Source organism: Nocardia sp. CY41 (assembly GCF_009829325.1).
Classification (GTDB): Bacteria; Actinomycetota; Actinomycetes; order Mycobacteriales; family Mycobacteriaceae; genus Nocardia.
Genome location: NZ_VUOS01000021.1, coordinates 148,556 through 172,700 on the forward strand (window position 1 = coordinate 148,556; position 24,145 = coordinate 172,700).

The following is a 24,145-nucleotide window of genomic DNA, read 5'->3' on the forward strand; positions in this document are numbered from 1 at the left end:
CACGTCCTACTGCTCCGAAGGAGGTCCATCCATGAACCGACCGGCAGTGACGATCGCGATCGGCCCCACCGAGCCTCCGCCCACCTTGGTGGAGAAGGCCGTGGTGGAGGCGGGCGCCACCGTCGCCGATCTCGACGAGGCGCGCGGACTGATCTGGGTCGGCGGGGTCGACGAGTTCCCGGACGAACTGCCTGCCGGGGTGGAGTGGGTGCAGCTTTCGGCCGCCGGTATCGAGGATTGGTTCACCGCGGGTGTCATCGCCAGGCATCCCGCCGTGCGGTTCACTTCCGCCGCAGGGGCTTTCGCGGCGAGCGTCGCCGAGCACGCGCTCATGCTGCTGCTCGCGGGTGTCCGGTATCTGCCCGAGCACCTGCGCGCGTCCGACTGGCGGCAACAGGACTTCTTTCCGCACATCCGCTCGCTGCGCGGCAAGACGGTGACGATCGTCGGCGCGGGCGGCATCGGCCGCGCGCTGATCCCGATGCTGGTCCCGCTCGGCGCGCACATCATCGCGGTGAACCGCAGCGGGCGGCCGGTCACCGGCCCCGGTATTCCCTCGTCGGTCGAGACGTTCCCCGCCGAGCATCTCGGCCGGATCTGGCCGCACACCGATCACGTGGTGGTCGCCGCGCCCGCGACGCCCGCCACCAGGCATCTCATCGGCGCGGACGAGTTGGCGCGGCTGAAGCCGTCCTCGTGGATCGTCAACGTCGCGCGCGGCAGCCTCATCGATACCGACGCCCTGGTGGCCGCGCTGAGTTCCGGCGCGATCGGCGGCGCCGGCCTCGACGTCACCGATCCCGAGCCGCTCCCGGCGGGTCACCCGCTCTGGTCGCTGCCGAATGCCATTGTCACTCCGCACGATTCGAATCCACCGCAGCTGCGGCTGGCGGCCTTCGCCGATCACGTCGAAGCGAACGTCGAGCGTTTCATCGCGGGCCGCCCGCTGCTCGCACCGATCGATCCCGCCCTCGGGTACTGAATCCGCCGGGCCACAATGAATTCGAGCCTTCCACCGGATCCACCAGCGCAGTGGATGCAGTGAGCATGATCCGCGCGATCCCGCCCCCTGCCGCTGCGCGAGCGTGCCCCCTAGTGCGAGTAAGCACTCCGCAATGTACTGCGTCGGTAGCGAATTCGGTGCCCCTACCTGGCCGACATCAGCCGGGCAGCGCTCGTCCGAGGATTTCCTCGATGACCGCGCTCTTGGCGTTGGCGTAGTGCTGCACGGATTGCCAGTCGCGCTGCGCCAGTTCACGTTTGACCCGCTCGTAGTACGCCCGGTCATCCTCGTGGGTGCGCAGCCAGTCGCGGAACGCCAGGATCCGCTCGATCTCCGGCGCGCCCGATTCCGGCGAGAGCACGTGCAGATTCACATCCCTCGGCGCACCATTGCCCACCCGGCGAACCAGACAGCGATGCTGATACCAGCCCGGTTGCCGGACACGCAAGACATACCCGGCTGCCTCGAGAGCCGGTAGATAGGCAGCCTCATCGGAGGCCTCCGGGACCAACAGCAGAATGTCGATCAGCGCCTTGGCCGCGAGGCCGGGAACCGACGTGGACCCCGTGTGCTCGATCCGCAGGGCCACGTCGCCGAGCGCCGCACGTATCGCGATTTCTTCCTCGGCGTACCAGTTCGGCCACGCGGGGTTGTACTCCTCGACAACCACCCTGACCCCATAGGGCTGCGGTTCGCCGACTGTCGCCGCCGCGATCTCGTCGTCGTCCAACGTCGCCACACGACACAGTAACCCCGATGGAAAAAAGCCTTCTCACAATGTGCCATTGACAACTGGCACATTCATGAATGATTCTTAGCGCATGACAAGGTCAACGAGGACCTCGGTCCCTCGCGTTCCGGCCGCGCCATCCACCCGCGCCACCGTGGCCGCGGCGGCTACCAGGCTCACGCTGCGTCCGCTGAACTGCGCGGTGCCGATGAACGCGCCGGGCGTCTGGTTCGCGCGCAAGCTCATCGCGACGCTGATGGCCGTAGGCGGTCCGGTTCCGCCCGGCACTTCGGTAACCCAGATCCGATCGGGGGCGGTGCGCGGCGAATGGGTGCGGGCGGCAGGCGTGCCGTTCGGGGCGCGGGCCGTCTACTACATCCATGGCAGCGGGTACGTGATCTGCTCGGCTCGCACGCATCGCGCTCTCGCGGCCCGGCTGTCGGCGAAGACCGGGCTCCCCGTCTTCCTCACCGACTATCGCCTCGCGCCCGAACACCGGTTCCCGGCCGCGGCCGACGACGTCGAGGCGGGCTATCGCTGGCTGCTCGGCCGTGGCATCGCCGCGGACGATCTGGTGATCGCCTGCGACTCCGCGGGCGGGCATCTCGCCCTCGATCTGCTCGTCGAGAACGGACGGCACCGGCGCCCGCAACCCGCGGCCGTGGCGATGTTCTCCCCGCTGCTGGACCTGACCCTCGGCTTGGCGGCCGAGCGGGAACGCGTCCGGACCGATCCCCTGATCTCGGCCGCCGCCGCGCGCAGGCTGCCCGCGGCCTACACCAGCGGCCACCCGGCCGACGCGGCGCGCCTGCGGCTGGCCGTCCCGCAGGGTCTGCCGCTGCCGCCGATCCTGGTGCAGGTCGGCGGCACCGAGATGCTCGGCGCCGACGCGCGGGCACTGTGCGAGATGGTCCGGCGTGCAGGCGGCAGTTGCGAGCTCGAGATCTGGCCGGGGCAACTGCACGTCTTCCAAGCCCTTCCCCTGGTGGTGCCCGAGGCCGATCAGGCCCTCGCCCGCGCCGCCGACTTCCTGCGCGCGGCGCTGGTCGCTACCTCCGGCACGGAAAAGGTGAGCTGAGATGTTCGGATTGGACAAGCTGGCGGCCCTGGGCCGCCCCCGGCGCACGCACGGCGCGCGAGCCGTGGTCACCGGCGCGGGCAGCGGCATCGGCCGCGCGTTCGCGCTGGAGATCGCGGCCCGTGGCGGCCGGGTGATCTGCGCCGACATCGATGAGGAGCGCGCCGACGAGACGGTCGCCCTGATCGAACGCGACCACCCGGGCGCCGCACACGCCTTCCGCTGCGACGTGGCGCAACGGGAGGACGTGGAGCTGCTCGCCCGCTTCGCCGAGACGCTGTTCGACCGCCCGGTCAGCCTGGTGATCAACAACGCGGGCGTCGGCATCGGCGGAAAGCCGGTGGGGCGCATCGGCTTCGACGACTGGCAGTGGGCGCTTGGCATCAACCTGTGGGGCGTGGTGCACGGCTGTGAAGTCTTCGCCCCGCGCCTGCGCGCCGCGGGCAACGGCGGCATCATCAACGTCGCCTCGGCCGCGGGATTCGCCGCCGCGCCGTCGATGGCCGCCTACAACGTGTCCAAGGCGGGCGTGCTGTCGCTGTCGGAGACCATGGCCGCCGAACTGAGCGGCACCGGCGTCGCGGTCACCGTGCTGTGCCCGACGTTCGTCCGCACGAACGTCGCCCGCGACGGCCGGATCACCGAGGGATCGGCGCAGCTGGCCGACTTCCTCATGCGCTGGACCGGCTTCTCCCCCGAGCGCGTCGCGCGCACCGCCCTCGACGCGCACGACCGCGGGCAGCTCTACGTGCTCCCCCAACTGGACGCGCACGCCGTCTGGCTGCTCAAGCGGTGCTTCCCGGCGCAATACACCTTCGTCCTCGGACTCCTGGAGCGGCTGCTGCCCCAGGACCACTCGACCGCCACCGACCGCACGCCGGTCACCGACAAGACAGGAGTCTGACATGGCCGCCATCGCGATGGACTTCGACGACATGCTCCGCAAGATCAAGGACCGCCAGTGGGCGCTGGCCGACATCGACTGGGACGCGCCCGGCGCGGAGACGATCACTCCCGAACTGCACGCCAAGCTCAAGCCGTTCATGGCCGATCTGATGTGGATCGAGAACGTCGGCGCGCGCGGCTTCGCGGCGATGGCGAAGAAGGCGCCGAACGAGACGCTGCGCGAGATCTACCGCTACTTCCACGCCGAGGAGCAGAAGCACGCCAACGCCGAGCTGGCGCTGATGCGCCGGTGGGGCATGCTCGACGGCGACGAGATCCCGCAGCCGAACGTGAACGTCAAGCTGGTGATCGACTTCCTGGACAAGTACTCCGACGACATGTCGCTGTCGTTCCTGGGCACCGTCATCCCGATGCTGGAGGTCGCGCTGGACGGCGCGCTGATCAAGTTCATCATGGACGAGATCGAGGACCCGGTCTGCCAGGAGGCGTTCAAGAAGATCAACTCCGACGAATCCCGGCATCTGGCGGTCGATTTCGCCGTGATGGATCTGCTCGGGCACGCGGAGATGCGCAAGCTGCTCATCGACCTGGTCGGCGGCTGGGCCAAGCCGTCGCTGATCATCGGCGTGCTGAGCTATGTGCCGCTGCTGAACAAGATGCGCGACAACATCGTGGCGATGGGCGTGGACGAGGAGAAGCTCTACGGCGCGCTGAGACGGTACGCGAACGTCGGCGAGCGCAGCGACTTCGCCCGCAGGCTGCCGATGTACCAGATCGTCAAGATGCACGGCAGCTGGGTGATCGACCGCGGCCACCCCTATCACCTGGTCGCCGACGCGCTGGTGAAGATCACCGGACTGGTGCCGAAGGCGCTGCTGCGCAACAACCCGACCTGGTCGAAGGAACTGACCTACGAGCCCGCGGCATGACAGGGAACCCGATGAGCACGCACACCCTCGACGTCGCCGTCATCGGCGGCGGGTTCGCCGGAATCGGCACGGCCATCCGCCTGAAGCAGCGCGGAGTCCACGACTTCGCGATCTTGGAGCGTGGCACTGCGATCGGCGGCACCTGGCGCGACAACACCTATCCCGGTGCGGCGTGCGACATTCCGTCGCGGCTGTACTCCTACAGTTTCGCGCCGAACCCGAACTGGTCGCGCACCTATTCCGGCAGCAACGAGATCCTCGGTTACATCGAGGCGATGGCGGCGGAGTTCCGGCTCGGTCCGCACATCCGGTTCGGGCACAATGTTTCCGGCATCGCGTTCGACGAGCAGGCCGGGGTCTGGGAGATTTCGGTCGAGGGTCACGCGGAGCCGATCCGCGCCCGGGCCGTCGTGCTGGCGTCCGGGCCGCTGGCCAACGCGAGCTTCCCCGATATCCGCGGGATCGAGACCTACCGTGGCCACAAGATCCACAGCGCCCGCTGGGATCACGAGTACGACTTCACCGGCAAGCGCGTGGCGGTCGTCGGCACCGGGGCCAGCGCGGTCCAGATCATTCCGGAGCTGGTCGACAAGGCCGCCTCGGTGAAGGTGTTCCAGCGCACGCCCGGCTGGGTGCTGCCACGGGTCGACCGGCGGACCAACGGCCTGACCAAGGAGCTCTACCGCCGGGTGCCCGCGGCCGAACAACTGGCCCGGCGCGCCTGGTTCTACGGCCATGAGTCGGTGGCGCTGGGCGTGGTCTGGAACACGCCGCTGACCAGGGTGGTCGAACTGGTCGGCAAGGCACAGCTGCGCAGGCAGGTCAAGGATCCGTGGCTGCGCCGCCAGCTCACCCCGGATTTCCGGGCCGGCTGCAAACGCCTGCTGATGACCGACGACTACTACCCCGCCCTGCAACGGGACAACTGCAAGCTGATCACCTGGCCGATCGCGCGGATCTCCGAGCACGGCATCCGCACCGCCGAAGGCATCGAGCATCAAGCGGATTGCATCGTCTTCGCGACCGGGTTCGACGTCTCCAAGACCGGGACACCCGTTCCGGTGGTCGGGCGCGACGGCCGGAATCTCGCGGAGGAATGGTCGCGCGGGGCTTACGCGTACAAGAGCGTCGCGGTCTCCGGATATCCCAACCTGTTCCTCACCTTCGGACCCAATTCCGGCCCGGGGCACAACTCGGCGCTGGTCTACATGGAAGCCCAGATCGATTACCTCGTCGGCGCGATCGGCATCATCCTGGACCGGGACCTGCGCATGCTGGACGTGCGACGGGATCGGCAGGACCGCTACAACGCCGCCATCCAGCGCAAGCTCTCCGCCACAACCTGGAACTCGGGGTGCCGCAGCTGGTATCTCACCGAGGACGGCTTCAACGCGACCATGTACCCGGGTTTCGCCACCCAGTACGTCCATCAGCTGCGCGCGGTCGATCTCGACGACTACCTCGTCGTCGAACAGACCGCCGACCAGCGGCGACAGCGGGTGGCGCCGGTTTCCTAGGTGCCGAGGCGCCGGCGGCGCGGACGATAGACTCGGTCCGCAGGGAGTTCCATCAGCGTGCCGCCGGTCCATCGGCGCCCTGGGCAGCGAGGGAGGTGAGGTCGACGCCGGAGTACCGGATCGATGACCTCGCGCGCGCCGCGGGCACCACCACCCGCAACGTGCGCGCCTACCAGGAACGTGGTCTGCTGCCGCCGCCGGTCGGCAAGGACGGCCGGGCCAGCATCTACGACGACGCGCACCTCGAGCGGCTGCGCCTGATCGACGCGCTGTTGCAGCGCGGCTTCACCACCGCGCACATCGCCGACTTCATCACCAGCTGGGAGACCGGCAAAGACCTCACCGAGGTGCTCGGCCTGCAACACGCCGTGACGGCGTCCTGGGCCAAGGACGAGACTTTCGAGGTGCCCCGCGAGCTGATCGGCACCATCCTCGGCGCAGACGCCGACGAGCTGGTCGACCGGCTGCGCGAGATGAAGCTGGTCCGACTGGAGGGCGACACGGTGGTCTTCACCGAGACCCAGCTGCTCACCTCGTTCGCCGAGTTGCACGAGTACGGCCTCGAACTGCGCACGCTCATCGAGATCTACGCCAAGGTGGCCGACCGGATCGATGACATCACGCACATCATGATCACCGCCGCCAAACAGCACATCATCGACGAGCACGGCCCCGGCTGGATGCCCGACACCAGCGGCGAAATCGCCGAGACCACAACGATGCTGAACAAGATGCGGGAGCTGGCGGTGGCCTCGGTGCACGCCACGCTGGCCCGCTCGCTGGACGTCACGCTGCGCCGCGAACTCGGCGACTACCTCGCCACGGCGGCCGAGCGCGAGAAACAGCGCAGCGAATCCGGTCGCGACGTACCCTCCTAGACAAGCGCAGAGTGCCGACCTTCGACGGATGGAGTCGCTGTGGCGTCCGACCGACCGAGAATCCCACCGCCGCCGCTGATCCGGGCCGTCGAGTCGGTGCGCGGCGCGTTGGCGGTCGCGTTCCGCAAACTGGTGCCGGGGCACGTCGCGCTGATGGAGCTGATCGCGGCCGGATGGATCTCGCAAGCCATCCACGCCGCCGCGGCGCTCGGCGTGGCCGACGAACTCGCGGCGGGACCGCGGTCCGGTGCGGACCTCGCGGCGGCGGTCGGCGCCGACGAGGGCGCGCTGCGGCGATTGCTGCGGCTGCTGATCAGCTACGGCATCTTCACGCAACGGCGCGACGGACGCTACGCGCTGACGCCGATGGCGCGAGCGCTGCGCCGCGACGCGGATGTGTCGCTGCGCGACGCGGTGCTGTTCTTCGGGTCGCCCGGACACCGCAACCACTGGTCGCATCTGGTCGACGCGGTGCGCACCGGCGAACCGGTCGGCGAGAAACTCGAAGGGATGTCGTTCTTCGACTACGTCCGGCACGACCGCGAATTCGGCGACCTGTTCGACCGCGCGATGACCAGCATCGGCACCCTGGCGATGGAACCGTTGTTCGCGGCCTACGATTTCGGGCGCTACGAGACCCTGGTCGACGTGGGCGGAGGCGAGGGAACGTTGCTGGCCGAAATCCTGCGCCGCGCGCCGCGATCGCGCGGCATCCTGTTCGACCTGCCCGAGGTGGTGGCCTCGGCGTCCGCTCGGCTCGCCGAACTCGGTCTCGCCGACCGCTGTGCGGTGGAGAGCGGGTCGTTCTTCGACCGCGTCCCCGGCGGAGGCGACGCCTACATCCTCAAGCACATTCTGCACGACTGGGCCGAAGCCGACGCGGGGCGCATCCTGCGCACCGTGCGTGCGGCCATGGCTCCCGAGGCCCGGCTGCTGATCGTCGAACTCGTCGTCCCGGAACACACCGCACCGCACCCGAGTAAGTTCATCGACCTGGAAATGCTGGTCAACGCGGGCGGCCGGGAACGCACCGAGGCCGAGTACCGCGAATTCCTCGCCCGGCACGGATTCACGCTCACGAAGATCGTGCCGACGGCTTCCCCGGACAACGTGCTCGAGGCCCGGCCGAGCTGACCTCCCCGGATTCCGAAGCGGCCGAATGTGTCGTAGGTCGGCGTTACGAAGCCGCCGCGGGGACGAGGAACGCGAGAGTGGCGATCCCCACCGCGCCGTCGGCCACACAGGTGACGCGCATCGGCGTGCCGACCGGCGTCTGCCGCGATTCGAACCCGCTGTAGTAGCCGAACACCGGCCCGGACCGCTCCGACGGCAGGAAGAAGCCGAGACATTCCGCCTCCAGCACCGACGCCCCTTCACCGCTGTGGCACAGGGCGGCCGCGTCGGTGACACCGCGGTCGACATAACAGCCGGGCGGATCCGCGCTCGCGGGCGCGGATGCCCAGACGAGACCGCTTGCCAGGAACAGCAGAACGGTTCCCGCGCCTACTCGCCGCCTCGTGATGTGCACCGCAATCCCTCCTCGGCAGATCTCAGCCATACCCGGTTGTTGCCGTGCGGGGTTCTTCCGCCCTCGCATCTCGAACCCTTTCGAATATTTCAGCAGAATCGGCGGGGAGGGTCGAGCGCGACACCGTCACGAACCGCCTTTTCCAGGCTGGATACGGGAAGCCTGCGCGGTGACCGGAGCGTCGCCGTGCGGTACATCCGGACTCCCGGCGCCGAGACCGCTAGGCTACGAGCAGCATTGGCGGTTCGGTGAGGATGTGATTCGGCCGTGGAATGGACCTTCACTCCGGACGAGTTCGCCCATATCTGGCGCGAAACGGATCTGGATCGGCACCCGTACCCGCTGCGCATCCTGGAGACGCCCCGTACCGAGGACGAGGCCGAGAAGTTGCGCATCGTCCTGGCCGAGCGGCTGCCGCTCCGCTCCGACCCCGACCTCTCGGCTTGCCTGCGTATTCTGGCCGAGCCGCACACCAGGATCGTGGCGATCGGCGGTACGCACCGGCCGGGCGGCGAACTGCGTCTGCTGGCCGCGGCCATCTACGACCGTGCCGTGCTCGCGGTGCAGGAACCCGGCACGAGCCCGGATTTCGGTGGAATCGTGCGTATTTCGATCGGGCACAGTGCCAAATTGGGCCGGCGGATCGCGGCGCTGCTGCCGAAGACTCCGGCGGGCCGCGAACCCGCGCGCGTCGCGCCGGGTGACGCGGTACGCGACCAGGAGACCGTGCCGGCGCGGCAACAGGCGGCGCCGCGAATTCGCAAGCTGCTGCTCGAACCGCACACCGCCGAGGGGCACATCAGAATCGAACCGCGGCTCGATCGTCCGACGCCGCCCCCGCCGATCCACTACACCTGGATCGATGTCCGCGACGACGGGCGATATCTGATCAAAGCGGGCGACGAAGTGCGCATCGCACCTGCTTCCGTCGAGCAGATCGCCACCCAATTGCAGAAGCGCATACCGATATAGCCGTCTTTCGTGACCGCGGCCGCGGCCTATTGCTGACCCGGCACCGGGCTTCCGGTTAGTCTGGGGCGGACCGACCGATCTCAGGGGTGAGCGATGACGATCGAGACCAACCGAGCCGATATCGCCCGATTCAAGCAGGCCGCGCAGGCCGGGACCGTCCAGTTCGACCCGGCGGCGGCTCGGCAGTGCGCCGAAATGTACGAATGCCAGGCCGATCGGCTGCTCCACCTACAGCAGAGCCTCGAATCCGCGGCGGAACTCGGTGGATTCGGCGGGTTCATCTCCGCGCAGCAGTTACAGGCCGGATTCGGCCACAAAGCGCGGGACGCGGCGGCGCTGCTCGACCACTACATCGAAGCGGCCTACCGCATGAAGGAAGCGTTCCTGATCAGCGGAGGACTGTTCGAAGAGGCCGACGCCGCCGGCGCCGCCGCCCTGCGCGCGGTCCGGACGAGGTTGCCCCGATGACCGGCACGGATCCCACTTACATCAGCTCGATGGAGCATTTCGAGTCCCTGCGGCACGAGGAGATCTACGCGAAAGCGCAGCAGATCGACGCCGCGCAGGTGCTGCGCGCCTCGACGATCTGGCTCGAGGCGGCAGGGGCGCTCACCACGTCGTTCCCGCTCACCCACGCCGGGGTGGACCGCGTGATGGACACGGCCGAATGGAAAGGCGCCGCCGCCGACGCCGCTCAGGCTTGCGCACGCAGTTTCGCGGCATCGGCCGACGAACTGGCCGCGGTGCTGGGTCAAGTCGGCGCCCGGCTCGGTGGCGTCGCCGCGGCCGCCGAGGCGGTCAAACTCGCGGTGGTGCCGCCGGGTGCTTCCGGACCGGTGGGCGCGATCGCGCAACTGCTGGAGGCGGCGCACGTCATCGACGCGCAGATGGCGCAAGAAGCGCTGCGCCAGGAGGCCGTGCTCGCGATGAACATGGTCTACAAGCCCGCCTATTCCGCCGCGGGTAGCGCCGTGCCCGCGCTGCCCGAACCACCCGCGGTCGCCGCACCGGCCGCTCCGCCCTCGGTCTCCCCCGGCACGCCGCGATACTCGGCGCCGGAACAGACGCCGCCGAACGGCCAATGGTCGCCGGACACAACGCAACCCGCGCCTCCCGCACCGGAATCGTCCGCGCCGTCGCACAATCCGGCGCCGCAGGTCCAGCCGAAACCGGATCCGCAGCGAACCCCTTCCGAGCCGCCCGCCCAGCAGGCTCCGCCACCGCAGCAGGCTCCGTCCACTCAGGCGCCGCAGCCCACGACGCCGTCACCTGAGCCGGCTCCGCCGACCCAGCAGGCACCGTCCACGACCGCGCCGCCGCCCACCACACCGCCGAGTACGCCTCCGGCGCCGCAAGCCCCGGAGCCGACGCAACCGCCGAGTTCGTCCGCACCGCCGCCGCCACCGGCACCCCCTGCCCCCGCGCCACCGCCGACCCCAGCGGCACCACCCGCGCCGCAGGTCCCGGAACCGACGCAACCGCCGAGTTCGTCCGCACCACCGCCGCCACCGGCACCCCCTGCCCCCGCGCCACCGCCGACCCCAGCGGCACCACCCGCGCCGCAGGTCCCGGAACCGACGCAACCGCCGAGCCCGCCTCCGCCGAGCCCGCAGCCCGCACCGCCGCCGCCCGCACCGTCTCCTGCGCCCGGCCCCGCGGTACCGATGCCCGACCCGAACGGCCAACCCGGAGTCACCGGGCCGGTGGATGGCAGCCAGCAGCAGATTCCGACGACCAATCAACCCGGCGTCGTGCCGTCCTGACAGCTCGCGGGGACACGGTCATAGCGTTGCGGGGCCGGAGCCGAATCCGGCCCCCGACACTTCACCATCAGTGGCGAACTGGACAGAGAAGACTCGACATCCGGTGTGCGCCGGTGCCCGGCCGCGGGTTCAGCACCAGGTGCGCTCAGACCTTGACCAGGTCGTCGGCGTGGATGACGGGCCGTTGCATGGTGTCGGGGAGTTCGGCGGTGGAACGGCCGAGCATGCCCGCCAGTTCGGTGCTGTCGTATTCGACGACGCCACGGGCGACCACGCGGCCGTCGGGCGCGACCAGGTCGACCACGTCGCCACCGTAGAAGCGGCCGCGGACGCCCACGATCCCGGCCGCGAGCAGCGACCGGCGCCGATGGGCCACCGCTTGGACGGCGCCGTCGTCGATGAGCAGCGCGCCGCGGCTGTCGGCGGCGTGCCGGACCCAGAACTTGCGGGCGGACAACCGCACCGGGCGCGCGGCGAACGCGGTGCCCACGGTGCCGGTGGTCAGCGCGGTGGCGGCCGACGAGGCGGCGGCGAGCAAGACCGGCACGCCGGCGTCCGCGGCCAGCCGCGCCGCCGACAGCTTGGACGCCATGCCGCCGGTGCCGAGCGCACCGCCGCTGCCCGCGATCACGCCGTCCAGGTCGGCGCTGCTGCGCACTTCGGGGATCAGCGTGGCCGCTCCTTTGCGCGGGTCGCCGTCGTAGAGGCCCGCCACGTCCGACAGCAGCACGAGCGCGTCGGCGCCGACCAGGTGGGCGACCAGCGCGGCGAGCCGGTCGTTGTCGCCGAAGCGGATCTCCTCCGTCGCGACCGTGTCGTTCTCGTTCACCACGGCCACCGCACCGAGCGAGCGCAGACGGTCGAGAGTGCGCTGCGCATTGCGGTGGTGCTCGCGGCGCGCGAAGTCGTCGGCGCTCAGCAGCACCTGCCCGACCGTGCGGTGGTAGCGGGCGAACGACGTGCCCCACGCGTGCGCGAGGGCGAGCTGCCCGACGCTCGCGGCGGCCTGCTTGGTGGCCAGGTCACGCGGACGGCTGGTCAAGCCGAGTGGCGCGATACCGGCGCCGATCGCGCCGGAGGACACGACCACCACGTCGGATCCGGCGCGCATCCGCGCCTCCACCGCGTCCGCGAGCCGATCCAGCCGAGCGGTGTCCAGACCGCCCTTCAGACTGGTCAGCGCCGACGAACCGATCTTCACCACGACCCGGCGCGCCGCCGCGATCGCCAGCCGCGCCTCGCTCAGGCCCGAGGAATCCGCCTCGGCGCTGATAGACCTCACCCGCATCGCCACCGAACTCCCTGCACCACAATCGAATCCACGGTAGCCGGGACGAACGCCCCGGCTACTCCTCGTCTTCCCGTACCAGCCCGCGTCGCACCCGGGACGCGTGCTTGCGCTCGGCCGCGCTGACCCGGTCGGTCTGCTCCAGCCGGATGTCGGTGCCGCGCCCGGTGGGCACCATGTCGATGCCCGCCGAGATCTGCGGCTCCCAGTCGAACGTCACGTCGCCGATGGTCACCGGTGCGCCCGGTTCCGCGCCCTGCCGCACCAGCTCGTCTTCCACGCCCAGGCGGGCCAGACGATCGGCCAGATAGCCGACGGCTTCGTCGTTGTCGAATTGGGTCTGCCGCACCCAGCGCTCCGGCCGGGTACCGCGCACGATGAAGCCGCCCGGCTCCTCCGGGTCGGCGATGACGCTGAATCCGGTCTCGTCCACCGCGATCGGGCGGATGACCGGGCGCTTCGGCGCGGCCCGCGGGTGCTCCTCGCGGTACCGGCGCACCAGGTCGGCGAGAGCGAAGGTCAGCGGGCGCAGGCCCGCCCGGCTCACCGCGGAGATCTCGAACACCGGCCAGCCGCGCTCGGTGAACTCCGGAGTCACCATCTCGGCCAGTTCGGCCGCGTCGGGCACGTCGATCTTGTTCAAGATCACCACCCGGGGCCGGTCGGCCAGATCGCCGAGCCCGGCGTCCGCGCTCAGCGCGGGCTGATAGGCGGCGAGCTCGGCTTCGAGCGCATCGACGTCGGAGACGGGGTCGCGGCCCGGTTCCAGCGTCGCGCAGTCCACCACGTGGGCGAGCACCGCGCAGCGCTCGAGGTGCCGCAGGAAATCCAGGCCCAGTCCGCGGCCCTCACTGGCGCCGGGAATCAGCCCGGGCACATCGGCGACTGTGAAGGTGGTGTCCCCGCTGGCGACGACGCCGAGATTGGGCACGAGCGTGGTGAACGGGTAGTCGGCGATCTTCGGCTTGGCCGCCGACAGCACCGAGACCAGTGAGGACTTGCCCGCCGAAGGGAAGCCGACGAGCCCGACATCGGCTACCGACTTCAGTTCCAGAACCAGGTCCAGTTCTTCGCCGTCCTCGCCGAGCAGCGCGAAACCCGGCGCCTTGCGGGCCTTCGACGCCAGCGCGGCATTGCCGAGCCCGCCCCGGCCGCCACGCGCGACGATGAAACGGTTGCCGGCACCGACCAGGTCGACGATTACTTTGCCGTCGTCGTCGAGCACAACGGTGCCGTCGGGCACCTTCAGCACCAGGTCGCCGCCCTGCTTGCCGTCCCGGTTACCGCCCTCGCCCGGTTTGCCGTTGCCCGCCTTCGCGTGCGGGTGGAAGTGGAAGTCCAGCAGGGTGTGCACATTGGAGTCGACCTCGAGGATCACGTCTCCGCCGTTGCCGCCGTTGCCGCCGTCCGGCCCGCCGAGCGGCTTGAACTTCTCGCGGTGCACCGAGGCGCAACCGTGGCCGCCTTTACCCGCACGCACATGTAGTACGACGCGGTCGATGAACTTGGACATACGCCGAATCATCCTCCTTCGGGACTGGTCGTACTGGGCGCCGGTCGTTCGAGAACACGAAAAACGGGCCAGGGTTCCGAGACCCTGACCCGCTCGCTGTAAATCCGGAGGTGGTTCGGCGGTCAGGCCTGAACCGGCTCCGGGATCACGATGTTGACGGTCTTGCGTCCACGCTTGGTGCCGAACTCCACCGCGCCCGCCGCCAGGGCGAACAGGGTGTCGTCACCGCCACGGCCGACGTTCACGCCGGGGTGGAAGTGGGTGCCGCGCTGACGCACCAGGATCTCGCCCGCCTTGACCGACTGGCCGCCGAAGCGCTTGACGCCGAGTCGCTGGGCGTTGGAATCACGTCCGTTCCGGGAGCTGGACGCGCCCTTCTTGTGTGCCATAGCTGGTTCTCCTCGGGATGTCTTACTTGATGCCGGTGACCTTGAGGACCGTCAGCGGCTGACGGTGACCCTGGCGCTTGTGGTAGCCGGTCTTGTTCTTGAACTTGTGGATGCGGATCTTCGGGCCCTTGGTCTGCTCGACCACCTCGGCGGCCACGGAGACCTTGGCCAGCTTGTCGGCATCGGTGGTCAGCTCCGCGCCATCGACGACGAGAACGGGATCCAGCGCCACGGCGGTGCCCGGCGCACCCTCGATCTTCTCGACCTTCACCAGGTCACCGACCGCGACCTTGTACTGCTTTCCGCCGGTCTTGACGATCGCGTACGTTGCCATCGGTCGGCTGCCCTTCTTCCTATAGTGCTCGGCACTTGCTCACGCAGCGACTCCTCCGGTCTGAAACCACCGGAAACCGCCACACGACTGGTCTGGTAATCGCCACCGCCTCGGCATCTGGTGGCTCTCGGTATAGAACTGTCGAGAACCGGGCCACGGAGACAAAACATGTTGTCACCGGGCAGCGACTGTCCAAGATTACAGGACGGCCACCGCGACGACCAAACCGGCGTCCACGCCCACGCCGCGGTGATGCCACCGGTTCGCTGCCGAGACGCACGTGGCCCCCACCGGAACGACCGGCAGGGGCCACGGAACGGGCGCGAGAACTCAGTTCGACGCTTCGGGCGCACCGGCGGGGCGGCCGACCGACCGCCTGCGCGGCCGGTTGCGCTGCGGCAATTCGACCGGCTCCGGCTGGGAGTAGTCGACCGAGGGCGCGGACACCTGATCGCCGGTGGGCAGCACGAACACCGCGCCCGAACTGTCCGCCGCGGGCGCGGCGGCCGAACGGGCAACCCTTCGGCGACGAGCCGGACGGACGGCGGATTCGGCGACACCGTTGGCGGCCGCTCCGTTCTCCGATGCCGGAACGGGCTCGGCAGCCGAGACGGGTTCGGCGACGGGCTCGGGCTCGGCGGCCGGAGCGGACTCCGCGACGGAGACCGGCTCCTCCGCCGGTACCGGCTCGACCTTCTCGACTTCCTCGATGACCTCGACCACTTCGGCGGGCTCGGTCTCCGGCTCCTCGGCGGGCACCGCCACCGCAGCTTCGACGGTCTCCGCGACCACCGGCTCCGCGGCGGGTTCGTCGGCGGCCGCGACCTGCGGCTCGACGGCGTCCTCGGCTTGTTCGGGCTCCTCGGACTGGTGCGCCGCCATCGCCAGCGCCACCGGATGCGCCCGCTTGACCACCGCCCCCTCCTCGGGGTGCTCGGGCGCGGGACCGGATCCGTTCGCCGGCTGGGCGGGCGCGGCCGCACCCTTGTCCCGGCCCCGCCGCCTGCGCGAACCGCTCTCGCGGGTGCGCCCTGCGGTCTCTTCGCCGGAACCGGGCTCCACCGGGTAGGTGTGCACGAGGAGGCCGCGGCCGTGGCAGTGCTCGCAGGTGGTGGAGAACGCCTCGACCAGGCCGGTGCCGAGCTTCTTACGGGTCATCTGGACCAGCCCCAGCGAGGTGACCTCGGAGACCTGGTGGCGGGTGCGGTCCCGGCCCAGCGCCTCGGTCAGGCGGCGCAGCACCAGATCGCGATTGGACTCGAGCACCATGTCGATGAAGTCGACGACGATCATGCCGCCGATGTCGCGCAGCCGCATCTGGCGCACGATCTCCTCGGCCGCCTCCAGGTTGTTCCTGGTGACCGTCTCTTCCAGATTGCTGCCGCCGGAACCGGTGAACTTGCCGGTGTTCACGTCGATCACCGTCATGGCCTCGGTGCGGTCGATCACCAGGGTGCCGCCCGACGGCAGCCACACCTTGCGATCCAGCGCCTTGGCCAACTGCTCATCGATCCGGTAGGTCTCGAACACGTCGACGCCGTTGTTCTCGTGCCGGTCGACCCGGGCGAGCAGATCCGGCGCGACGGTGCCGATGTACTTCTCGACCGTGCTCCAGGCCCGGTCACCCTCGATGACCAGCTTGGAGAAGTCCTCGTTGAACAGGTCGCGGATGACCTTGACCAGCAGGTCGGGCTCTTCGTAGAGCGTCTTGGGCGCGTTGTTGTCCTTGCCGGTCTGCTCCTGGATCGTGCGCCAGGTGGCCTGCAGCCGCTCCACGTCGCGGGCCAGCTCGGTCTCGCTGACGCCTTCGGAAGCGGTGCGGATGATCACACCGGCGTCGGCGGGCACGATGTCGCGCAGGATCTCCTTCAGCCGCTTGCGCTCGGTGTCGGGCAGCTTGCGGCTGATGCCGGTGGAGGTGCCGCCGGGCACGTACACCAGGAACCGACCGGCCAGGCTGATCTGCGTGGTCAACCGCGCGCCCTTGTGGCCGACCGGGTCCTTGCTCACCTGGACCAGCACCTGGTCGCCGGGCTTGAGCGCCTGCTCGATCTTGCGCTCTCTGCCGCCGAGACCGGCGGCCTCCCAGTTGACCTCACCGGCGTAGAGCACGCCGTTGCGGCCGCGGCCGATGTCGACGAACGCGGCTTCCATGCTGGGCAGCACGTTCTGCACCTTGCCCAGGTAGACGTTGCCCACCATGGACGCGGAGCCGGTGCTGGTCACGAAGTGCTCGACCAGCACGTTGTCCTCGAGCACGGCCACCTGCGTCGCGGTGGGGTGGTCCGGGAAGGACTTCTCGCGCACGACCATCACGCGGTCCACGGCCTCTCGCCGGGCCAGGAACTCCGACTCGGTCAGGATCGGCGGACGGCGGCGGCCTGCCTCGCGTCCGTCGCGACGGCGCTGCCGCTTGGCTTCCAGCCTTGTGGAGCCGGTGATGCCCTGGACCTCGTCGGACGCGGCGCGGCTGCGGGCTTTGTTGCGCGGCTCGCGCTCGTGCACGACCGTGTTCGGCGGATCGTCGTCGGCGGCCTCGTTCTCGCCGGACTCACCGGCCACCTTGCGACGGCGACGGCGACGGCGGCGACGGCTCGAGCCTTCCGGCACGCCGTCCTCGTCCTCGCCCTCGCCGGTCTCCGCGGACTCCGCCTCGGCGGGCTCGGAAGCGGCGGTGGCCGGCTCGTCCACGGTCTCGGTGTCGGTGTCGGTCTCGTCGTCGGCGTCCTCGCCCTCGGACTGCTGCTCACCCCGGCCACGGCCACGCCCCCGGCGGCCACGGCGCCTGCGCCGGGGCTGGCCGTCTGCGTCGCCCTGCTGGTCGGCCGACTCGCGCTCGTCCTCGGTGACCTCGGTCTCGTCCTCGGCGGGCTCGGGCGCCTGCTGCTCGGTGTGCCGGGCTTCTCGCTCGGCGCGCCGCTGTCTGCGCGCCTGCTCGGCGGCCGCGGCGTCCGGTGGAAGGAACAGCGGCGCCTGCACGACGGCGGCGGACTCGAACACCGCCGAGACCACCGGCTCGGCCTCTGGTCGCTCCACGTGCGTGAACAGCTGCGTGTGGTGCGCCGTCGCGCCGGTGGACGGCTGCGAGGGGCTCGACACGTCCGGTGCGGAGAAGATGACGCCCGCACCGGTGAAGGAAGCGTCGGCCTGGGCTGCGCGCGGTGGTTGTGGCGGTTCGGCCGCGTCCGCCGCGGGCTCGGCGGCCTGCGCCGGTGCGGGGGGCTCGGCCTGCTCCACGGCAGGCTGTTCGGCGGCGGCGTCGGCCTCGACCGTCACCAAGGCGTCGCGCACCGACTCCGCGACGGCCCGGTCGACGTTCGACTGCGCGCTACGCGCGTCCGCCCCCATCTCGGTCAGCTTGGCCAGGATGCGCTTGCTGGTCACCCCCAGCAGCTTGGCGAGTGCGTGAACTCGGATTCGCTCCGGCAATTGTTCGGCATCCTGTGATGTTGTATCCAGCGGCTCTTGATCGGCCACGAAGTCTCCTCGGGCCCCCGGGCGCGTCCCTCCCGGCGGGAGTGACGCGGCCGACGCGGGGGCGCTGTCCGTTCGACTCGCACCCGGTGGGCGCGAGATCAAGTGGTCTCGCCCCGCGTGCCCGGTTATCTCCTCGGTTGTTCGTCGTTCGGGCTAACTGGTCACGCGGCGCCTGGCTGTATGGCTGAACTCCGCGGTTCGAGCGCTCATCCAGCGTGCCTACACGGACAGCCGACCCGGTGACCAGGCCGTTTGTCCATGGCAGCGATGATCGGCATCGAGCCGTGGTGTCATCCGGCTGCGCTCGTCACGTCTCGTTCGCGCACCTGCACGAACAGTCGGCGTCGAGAGCAGCCGATGCCAGTATCCCACACCCCGCGCCGGGCGTTCGCCATCGGCGCTCGACTCGGTCCGGCCCGCGGCGCGAACACCGGTGTCACGGCGGCGCGGGCACGACGATCGAGACGTCGTCAGGCGGGCCGCTCGGGGAACCAGAGCGCGATCTCCCGCTTGGCCGATTCGGGCGAATCCGAGCCGTGGACCAGGTTCTCCTGGGTCTCCAGAGCGAAGTCTCCGCGAATGCTGCCCGGCACGGCCTTCTCCACCGGATCGGTGCCGCCGGCGATCTGGCGGAACGCGGCGATGGCGCGGGGGCCCTCCAGGATGGCCGCGACGACCGGGCCCGAGGTGATGAACTCGATCAGGGATCCGAAGAACGGCTTCTCGGCGTGCTCGGCGTAGTGGCCCTCGGCCAGTTCCTCCGACACGTGCTTCAGTTCGAGGGCGACGATCTTCAGGCCCTTGCGCTCGATTCGTGCCAGCACCTCGCCGACAAGGCCACGGGCCACACCGTCCGGCTTGATGAGTACCAACGTCTGCTCAGTCACGGCGAACAGCCTATCCGGCACACTTTCGGGCAGCGCACCAGCGGTCCGGCTGATCGGCGTCGCGGCGCCGCCGCCCCCTCGGCAACACACCGGCAGCGTCCTCGCCTGCCGCCTCGCGGCTACGACCGCTGGATGCGCTGGCTGGGCAGCAGGCCCTTCTCCATCCGGCCGCGCACATCTGCGCGCAGCACCAGGATGAAGCCCCAGACCACGCCGAACACCACGCCGATCACACCGATGGACAGGTGGATGAACGCACCGAGCAGGACCAGCACTTGCAGGCCGAGATTGAACGGCAATGCCCAGGACCGCCGCTGCACCCCGGCCCCGAGGAACATCACCACCGCGAGAACCACGAGATAGGTGCCCGACAACCAGGTCACCCCGCCCCCGACATCCGCCACCACCGGCAGGGCCAGCAGCACCACGATCGCCTCGAGCACCAGCGTCCCCGCCATCACCCCGCGGAAGCCCTTCCACGGGTCGGTCGCTGGGGCGGGCACCGCCTGCTCGTCTCGGTCGGCCGGTTCGCTCATGCTGCGCCCTCCTCGGCGTCCACCGGGCTCACGAAGCGTCCGGCGTTCCTGCGGTGGTTCTCGGCGGCCACGGGCCCGCCGTGGCCGGATAGGCCGCCGTCCGCGCACCCGGCGCTCACGCCGGGTCCTTCCCGAACAGCGCGCGGGCCGCGCCCGCCGTGACCACCGAACCCGTCACGATCACTCCGGCGCCGGAGACCATCTCGCCCGCGTCGCCCACCTCTTCGGCGATCGCGATCGCGGTCTCCAGCGCGTCGGGCAGGGTGGCGGCGGAGACCACGCGCTCGTCACCGAACCGCTGGACCGCGAGGTCGGCGAGCGTCTCCACGTCCAGCGCGCGGGGCGAACCGTTGCTGGTGACGACGATCTCGTCCAGCACCGGCTCCAGCGCGGTGAGGATGCCGTCGGCGTCCTTGTCACCGAGCACCGCGACCACGCCGACCAGTTTGCGGAAGTCGAACTCGTCGGTCAGCGTCGCGGCCAGCGCCTGCGCACCGGCCGGATTGTGCGCGGCGTCGATGAAGATGGTGGGCGCGCTGCGCATCCGCTCCAGCCGCCCGGGGCTGGTGACGCTCGCGAAACCGGCGCGCACGGCGTCCACGTCGAGCTTGCGCTGCGCGCCCGCGCCGAAGAACGCCTCCACCGCCGCCAGCGCGAGCACCGCGTTGCGCGCTTGGTGCTCGCCGTGCAATGGCAGGAAGATCTCGTCGTACACCCCGCCGAGGCCCTGCAACTCGAGTTGCTGCCCGCCCACCGCGATCTGCCGGGCGAGCACGCGGAACTCCGAGCCCTCGCGCGCGACCGCGGCGTCCATCTCGACGGCGCGGCGCAGCAGCACCTCCATCGCCTCCGGTTCCTGCTGCGCGATCACCGCGACGTTGTCGCGCGGGACCAGGCCCTCCGGGGCGCGTTTGATGATCCCGGCCTTCTCGCCCGCGATCGAGGCGAGATCCGGGCCGAGGTATTCGGTGTGATCCAAGCCGATCGGCGTGATCACCGCGACCTGCCCGTCCACCACGTTCGTGGCGTCCCAGGTGCCGCCCAATCCCGTCTCGACGACGGCCACGTCGACCGGCGCCTCGGCGAAGGCGGCGAACGCCATGCCGGTGAGCACCTCGAACTTGCTCATCGCGGGACCGCCCGCGGCCGCCGACTGCTTGTCGATCATTTCGACGTACGGCAGCAACTCGCGGTAGATCTCCACGTACCGCGCGGGCGTGATCGGCGCGTTGTCGATACTGATCCGCTCGGTGGCCAGTTGCAGATGCGGACTGGTGATCCGGCCGGTGCGCCGATGCAGCGCGGTGAGCAGCGCGTCGATCATCCTGGTCACCGAGGTCTTGCCGTTGGTGCCCGCGATGTGGATCGCCGGGTAGCTCTGCTGTGGTGAGCCCAGCAGATCCATCAGCGTGGCGATCCGGGTGAGCGAGGGCTCGATCTTGGTCTCCGGCCAGCGCCGGTCGAGTTCCGCCTCGACCAGCGCCATCTCGGCCAGCTCCACCGGAGAGGGACCGGAGCCGAGCCGCGCACCGCCGCCACGGCTCTCGTCGTCGCCGTATTGCGGTTCCGGCTCTTGGTTCACTTGCCGCTCAACTCCGCCAGTCGCGCCCCGATCCGCGCCACCTCGTCGGAGGCGATCTGCTGCCTGCCGCGGATCTTGTCGACCACGTGCTCGGGCGCCTTGGCCAGGAACGCCTCGTTGCCGAGCTTGGCGGCGGTGCCCTGGAGCTCCTTCTGCGCGGCGGCGAGGTCCTTCTCCAGCCTGCGGCGTTCGGCGTCCAGGTCGACCGCGCCCGAGGTGTCCAGCTCCACGGTGACCGTTCCGGCGCTCAGGCGGACCTCCACCGACGCGGTGGCGGCGAACTCGGACCCGGGCTCGGTGAGCCGCGCCAGGTTCGCCACCGACGCCGCCTGCTCGCCGAGGCCGGCCGCGTCCAGGCCGATCAGCTTGGCCGCGACCTTCTGCTTGTCCGCCAGGCCTTGGTCGCTGCGGAACCGCCGGATCTCCGTGATCAACCGCTGCGTATCGGAGATACGTTGCGCGCCTTCCTGATCCGCGGGCACACCGGATGCCTGCGGCCACGGCGCGACCACCACCGACTCGCCGCCGGTCAGCGCCTGCCACAACGTCTCGGTGACGAACGGGATGACCGGATGCAGCAGGCGCAGCACGGCGTCGAGCACGGAGCCGAGCACGAGCTGGGTCGCCTCGGCGCGCGCGCCGTCGGCGGCGAACTGCACCTTGGCCAGTTCCAGGTACCAGTCGCACAGCTCGTCCCAGGCGAAGTGGTAGAGGGCCTCGCAGGCCTTGCCGAACTCGTAGGCGTCGAACGCGGCGTCGGCTTCGGCGCGCACCGCGTCCAGCCGGTCCAGGATCCAGCGGTCGGCGTCGGTGAGTTGCGCGCGGTCGGGCAGGTCGCCCACCCGCGCGCCGTTCATCAGCGCGAACTTGGTCGCGTTGAACAGCTTGGTCACGAAGCTGCGTGAGGCGAGCACGTGCGGCTCGCCGACCGAGAGGTCGCCGCCCGGCTGCGCGCCGCGCGCGAGGGTGAACCGGGTGGCGTCGGCGCCGAAGGCGTTGATCCAATCCAGCGGGTCGATGCCGTTGCCGCGCGACTTGGACATCTTCTTGCCGAACTGGTCACGGATCAGGCCGTGCAGGAAGACGTCCTTGAACGGCACCTGGCGCTCGCCGCCCTTGCCCGCGGTCAGCGCGGCGTCCTCGGCGACGTAGGTGCCGAACATCATCATCCGCGCCACCCAGAAGAACAGGATGTCGTAGCCGGTGACGAGCACGCTGGTGGGATAGAACTTCTCGAGTTCGGCGGTGGCGTGCGGCCAGCCCATCGTGGAGAACGGCCACAGGCCGGAGGAGAACCAGGTGTCCAGCACATCCGGGTCCTGCACCCAGCCTTCGGGCGCCTGCTCGTCGGGCCCGACGCACACCACTTCACCCTCGGGGCCGTACCAGATCGGGATGCGGTGACCCCACCACAGCTGGCGCGAGATGCACCAGTCGTGCATGTCGTCGACCCAGCCGAACCAGCGCGGCTCCTGGCTCTTGGGGTGGATCACGGTGTCGCCGTTGCGGACGGCGTCACCGGCGGCCTTGGCCAGCGACTCGACCTTCACCCACCACTGCATGGACAGCCGCGGCTCGATCGGCTCGCCGGTGCGCTCGGAGTGCCCGACGCTGTGCAGGTAGGGCCGCTTCTCGGCGACCACCCTGCCCTCGCGCGCGAGCCGCTCGCGCACCTTGACGCGCGCCTCGAAACGGTCCATGCCGTCGAATTCGGTTCCGGTGCCGGTGATCCGGCCACGCTCGTCCATGATGGTCGGCATCGGCAGCCCGTGCCGCAGACCCATCTCGAAGTCGTTGGGGTCGTGGGCCGGAGTGATCTTCACCGCGCCCGAGCCGAATTCGGGATCGACGTAGTCGTCGGCGATGATCGGGATCTGCCGCCCGGTGATCGGGTGCTCCAGAGTGGTGCCGATCAAGGCCCGGTAACGCGGGTCCTCCGGATGCACCGCCACGGCCGTGTCGCCGAGCATGGTCTCCACCCGGGTGGTGGCCACCACGACGTGCGGTTCGTCGTCGGCGAGCGAGCCGTAGCGCAGCGAGACCAGCTCGCCTTCCACGTCCTCGTACTTCACCTCGATGTCGGAGATCGCGGTGCGCAGCTCCGGCGACCAGTTCACCAGCCGCTCGGCGCGGTAGATCAGGCCCGCGTCGTAGAGTCGCTTGAACATGGTCTGCACGGCGCGCGACAGACCCTCGTCCATGGTGAAGCGGTCCCGGCTCCAGTCGACACCGTCGCCGAGCGCGCGCATCTGCCATTGGATGGCGCCGCCGGATTCCCGCTTCCAGTCCCACACCTTCTGCACGAACAGTTCGCGGCCGAAGTCTTCCTTCGTCTTGCCGTCCACCGCCAGCTGCTTCTCCACCACGGTCTGGGTGGCGATGCCCGCGTGGTCCATGCCGGGCAGCCAGAGCACCTCGTAGCCCTGCATGCGCTTGCGGCGCGAGAGCGTGTCCATCAAGGTGTGGTCGAGTGCGTGGCCCATGTGCAGCGTGCCGGTGACGTTGGGCGGCGGCAGCACGATCGAATAGGCCGGCTTGCCGCTGCCCGGATCGGCGGTGAAATAGCCCGCGGCTACCCAGCGCTCGTACATCTCGGCCTCCACCTCGCCGGGAGTCCAGCTCTTGGGGAGGGCATCGGCACGATTACGCGTGTTGTCAGGGGCTGCGCTGGTCACCCCGCGATTCTAGAGCCCGCCGATCCGCCCACCTCGGGTCGGTCGACCCCGGTCGCCTGCGGTCGGCGGATCCGCGGGTCGACACCGCGCGGGAATCGCGAGGAATATCCGCCCGCCGGGCACCCGCGCGACGCTATTTCGCGATGAAGACAAAAAGAGG

At 69.9% G+C, this 24,145-nt stretch carries 22 protein-coding genes; 10 read left to right on the forward strand and 12 right to left on the reverse strand.

Annotation, left to right across the window (positions count from 1 at the left end; all coding sequences use genetic code 11):
* Positions 1 to 31: 31 nt before the first annotated feature.
* On the forward strand, positions 32 to 982 hold the full coding sequence (locus GVY64_RS23615) for a D-isomer specific 2-hydroxyacid dehydrogenase family protein (protein WP_159845292.1): 951 nt from the start codon (positions 32 to 34) through the stop codon (positions 980 to 982).
* 178 nt (positions 983 to 1,160) lie between these two features.
* On the opposite strand, the gene GVY64_RS23620 is transcribed toward GVY64_RS23615, so the two are convergent.
* Positions 1,161 to 1,742: a GrpB family protein gene (locus GVY64_RS23620; protein ID WP_236567096.1), complete on the reverse strand. Its 582-nt coding sequence runs from the start codon at positions 1,740 to 1,742 to the stop codon at positions 1,161 to 1,163.
* Between the two features lie 82 nt (positions 1,743 to 1,824).
* Here GVY64_RS23620 and GVY64_RS23625 point away from each other — a divergent pair, with 82 nt between their 5' ends.
* From GVY64_RS23625 to GVY64_RS23650, 6 genes are all read left to right on the forward strand, one after another.
* Positions 1,825 to 2,811, forward strand: coding sequence for an alpha/beta hydrolase (locus tag GVY64_RS23625; RefSeq protein WP_159845295.1), 987 nt, complete (start codon positions 1,825 to 1,827; stop codon positions 2,809 to 2,811).
* Position 2,812: 1 nt separating this feature from the next.
* Positions 2,813 to 3,715: an SDR family NAD(P)-dependent oxidoreductase gene (locus GVY64_RS23630; RefSeq protein WP_159845298.1), complete on the forward strand. Its 903-nt coding sequence runs from the start codon at positions 2,813 to 2,815 to the stop codon at positions 3,713 to 3,715.
* A gap of 10 nt (positions 3,716 to 3,725) precedes the next feature.
* Positions 3,726 to 4,646 (forward strand): ferritin-like domain-containing protein, encoded by a 921-nt coding sequence (locus tag GVY64_RS23635; protein WP_159845453.1) that lies wholly within the window; start codon positions 3,726 to 3,728, stop codon positions 4,644 to 4,646.
* Between the two features lie 11 nt (positions 4,647 to 4,657).
* The gene (locus tag GVY64_RS23640; protein WP_159845302.1) at positions 4,658 to 6,163 is read left to right on the forward strand and encodes a flavin-containing monooxygenase; all 1,506 of its coding nucleotides are present in this window, start codon (positions 4,658 to 4,660) and stop codon (positions 6,161 to 6,163) included.
* A gap of 95 nt (positions 6,164 to 6,258) precedes the next feature.
* On the forward strand, positions 6,259 to 7,041 hold the full coding sequence (locus GVY64_RS23645; protein ID WP_062977487.1) for a MerR family transcriptional regulator: 783 nt from the start codon (positions 6,259 to 6,261) through the stop codon (positions 7,039 to 7,041).
* A 39-nt stretch (positions 7,042 to 7,080) separates the two neighbouring features.
* Positions 7,081 to 8,175: a methyltransferase gene (locus GVY64_RS23650; protein WP_159845306.1), complete on the forward strand. Its 1,095-nt coding sequence runs from the start codon at positions 7,081 to 7,083 to the stop codon at positions 8,173 to 8,175.
* Between the two features lie 43 nt (positions 8,176 to 8,218).
* On the opposite strand, the gene GVY64_RS23655 is transcribed toward GVY64_RS23650, so the two are convergent.
* Positions 8,219 to 8,569, reverse strand: a complete 351-nt coding sequence (locus GVY64_RS23655; RefSeq protein ID WP_159845310.1) for a hypothetical protein — start codon at positions 8,567 to 8,569, stop codon at positions 8,219 to 8,221.
* A gap of 267 nt (positions 8,570 to 8,836) precedes the next feature.
* Between GVY64_RS23655 and GVY64_RS23660 the strand changes: the two genes are divergently transcribed.
* The 3 genes from GVY64_RS23660 (at position 8,837) to GVY64_RS37315 (ending at position 11,304) form a co-directional block, all read left to right on the forward strand.
* On the forward strand, positions 8,837 to 9,541 hold the full coding sequence (locus tag GVY64_RS23660) for an ESX secretion-associated protein EspG (protein WP_159845313.1): 705 nt from the start codon (positions 8,837 to 8,839) through the stop codon (positions 9,539 to 9,541).
* 93 nt (positions 9,542 to 9,634) lie between these two features.
* The gene (locus GVY64_RS23665; RefSeq protein ID WP_159845316.1) at positions 9,635 to 10,009 is read left to right on the forward strand and encodes a hypothetical protein; all 375 of its coding nucleotides are present in this window, start codon (positions 9,635 to 9,637) and stop codon (positions 10,007 to 10,009) included.
* The gene (locus GVY64_RS37315; RefSeq protein ID WP_201298129.1) at positions 10,006 to 11,304 is read left to right on the forward strand and encodes a hypothetical protein; all 1,299 of its coding nucleotides are present in this window, start codon (positions 10,006 to 10,008) and stop codon (positions 11,302 to 11,304) included. The genes GVY64_RS23665 and GVY64_RS37315 overlap by 4 nt, the downstream gene beginning before the upstream one ends.
* A gap of 145 nt (positions 11,305 to 11,449) precedes the next feature.
* On the opposite strand, the gene proB is transcribed toward GVY64_RS37315, so the two are convergent.
* The 10 genes from proB to GVY64_RS23720 form a co-directional block, all read right to left on the reverse strand.
* Complete coding sequence (proB, locus tag GVY64_RS23680) at positions 11,450 to 12,592, reverse strand: glutamate 5-kinase (protein ID WP_442939620.1); 1,143 nt, start codon at positions 12,590 to 12,592, stop codon at positions 11,450 to 11,452.
* A gap of 58 nt (positions 12,593 to 12,650) precedes the next feature.
* Positions 12,651 to 14,105 (reverse strand): GTPase ObgE, encoded by a 1,455-nt coding sequence (gene obgE, locus GVY64_RS23685; RefSeq protein ID WP_159845322.1) that lies wholly within the window; start codon positions 14,103 to 14,105, stop codon positions 12,651 to 12,653.
* A 122-nt stretch (positions 14,106 to 14,227) separates the two neighbouring features.
* A complete protein-coding gene (rpmA, locus tag GVY64_RS23690) occupies positions 14,228 to 14,494 on the reverse strand; it encodes a 50S ribosomal protein L27 (protein ID WP_159845326.1) in 267 nt (88 codons plus the stop codon).
* Positions 14,495 to 14,516: 22 nt separating this feature from the next.
* Positions 14,517 to 14,828: a 50S ribosomal protein L21 gene (gene rplU, locus GVY64_RS23695; RefSeq protein WP_039796660.1), complete on the reverse strand. Its 312-nt coding sequence runs from the start codon at positions 14,826 to 14,828 to the stop codon at positions 14,517 to 14,519.
* Between the two features lie 330 nt (positions 14,829 to 15,158).
* The gene (locus GVY64_RS23700; RefSeq protein ID WP_159845329.1) at positions 15,159 to 18,305 is read right to left on the reverse strand and encodes a translation initiation factor IF-2 N-terminal domain-containing protein; all 3,147 of its coding nucleotides are present in this window, start codon (positions 18,303 to 18,305) and stop codon (positions 15,159 to 15,161) included.
* A gap of 470 nt (positions 18,306 to 18,775) precedes the next feature.
* The gene (ndk, locus tag GVY64_RS23705; RefSeq protein ID WP_043688631.1) at positions 18,776 to 19,192 is read right to left on the reverse strand and encodes a nucleoside-diphosphate kinase; all 417 of its coding nucleotides are present in this window, start codon (positions 19,190 to 19,192) and stop codon (positions 18,776 to 18,778) included.
* 119 nt (positions 19,193 to 19,311) lie between these two features.
* On the reverse strand, positions 19,312 to 19,728 hold the full coding sequence (locus GVY64_RS23710) for a DUF4233 domain-containing protein (RefSeq protein ID WP_159845332.1): 417 nt from the start codon (positions 19,726 to 19,728) through the stop codon (positions 19,312 to 19,314).
* A complete protein-coding gene (locus GVY64_RS38765) occupies positions 19,725 to 19,847 on the reverse strand; it encodes a hypothetical protein (RefSeq protein WP_267470338.1) in 123 nt (40 codons plus the stop codon). The genes GVY64_RS23710 and GVY64_RS38765 overlap by 4 nt, the downstream gene beginning before the upstream one ends.
* Positions 19,844 to 21,310: a bifunctional tetrahydrofolate synthase/dihydrofolate synthase gene (gene folC / locus GVY64_RS23715; protein WP_442939621.1), complete on the reverse strand. Its 1,467-nt coding sequence runs from the start codon at positions 21,308 to 21,310 to the stop codon at positions 19,844 to 19,846. Before folC ends, GVY64_RS38765 begins: the two co-directional genes overlap by 4 nt.
* Positions 21,307 to 23,985: a valine--tRNA ligase gene (locus GVY64_RS23720; RefSeq protein WP_159845336.1), complete on the reverse strand. Its 2,679-nt coding sequence runs from the start codon at positions 23,983 to 23,985 to the stop codon at positions 21,307 to 21,309. The genes folC and GVY64_RS23720 overlap by 4 nt, the downstream gene beginning before the upstream one ends.
* Between the last annotated feature and the right edge of the window lie 160 nt (positions 23,986 to 24,145).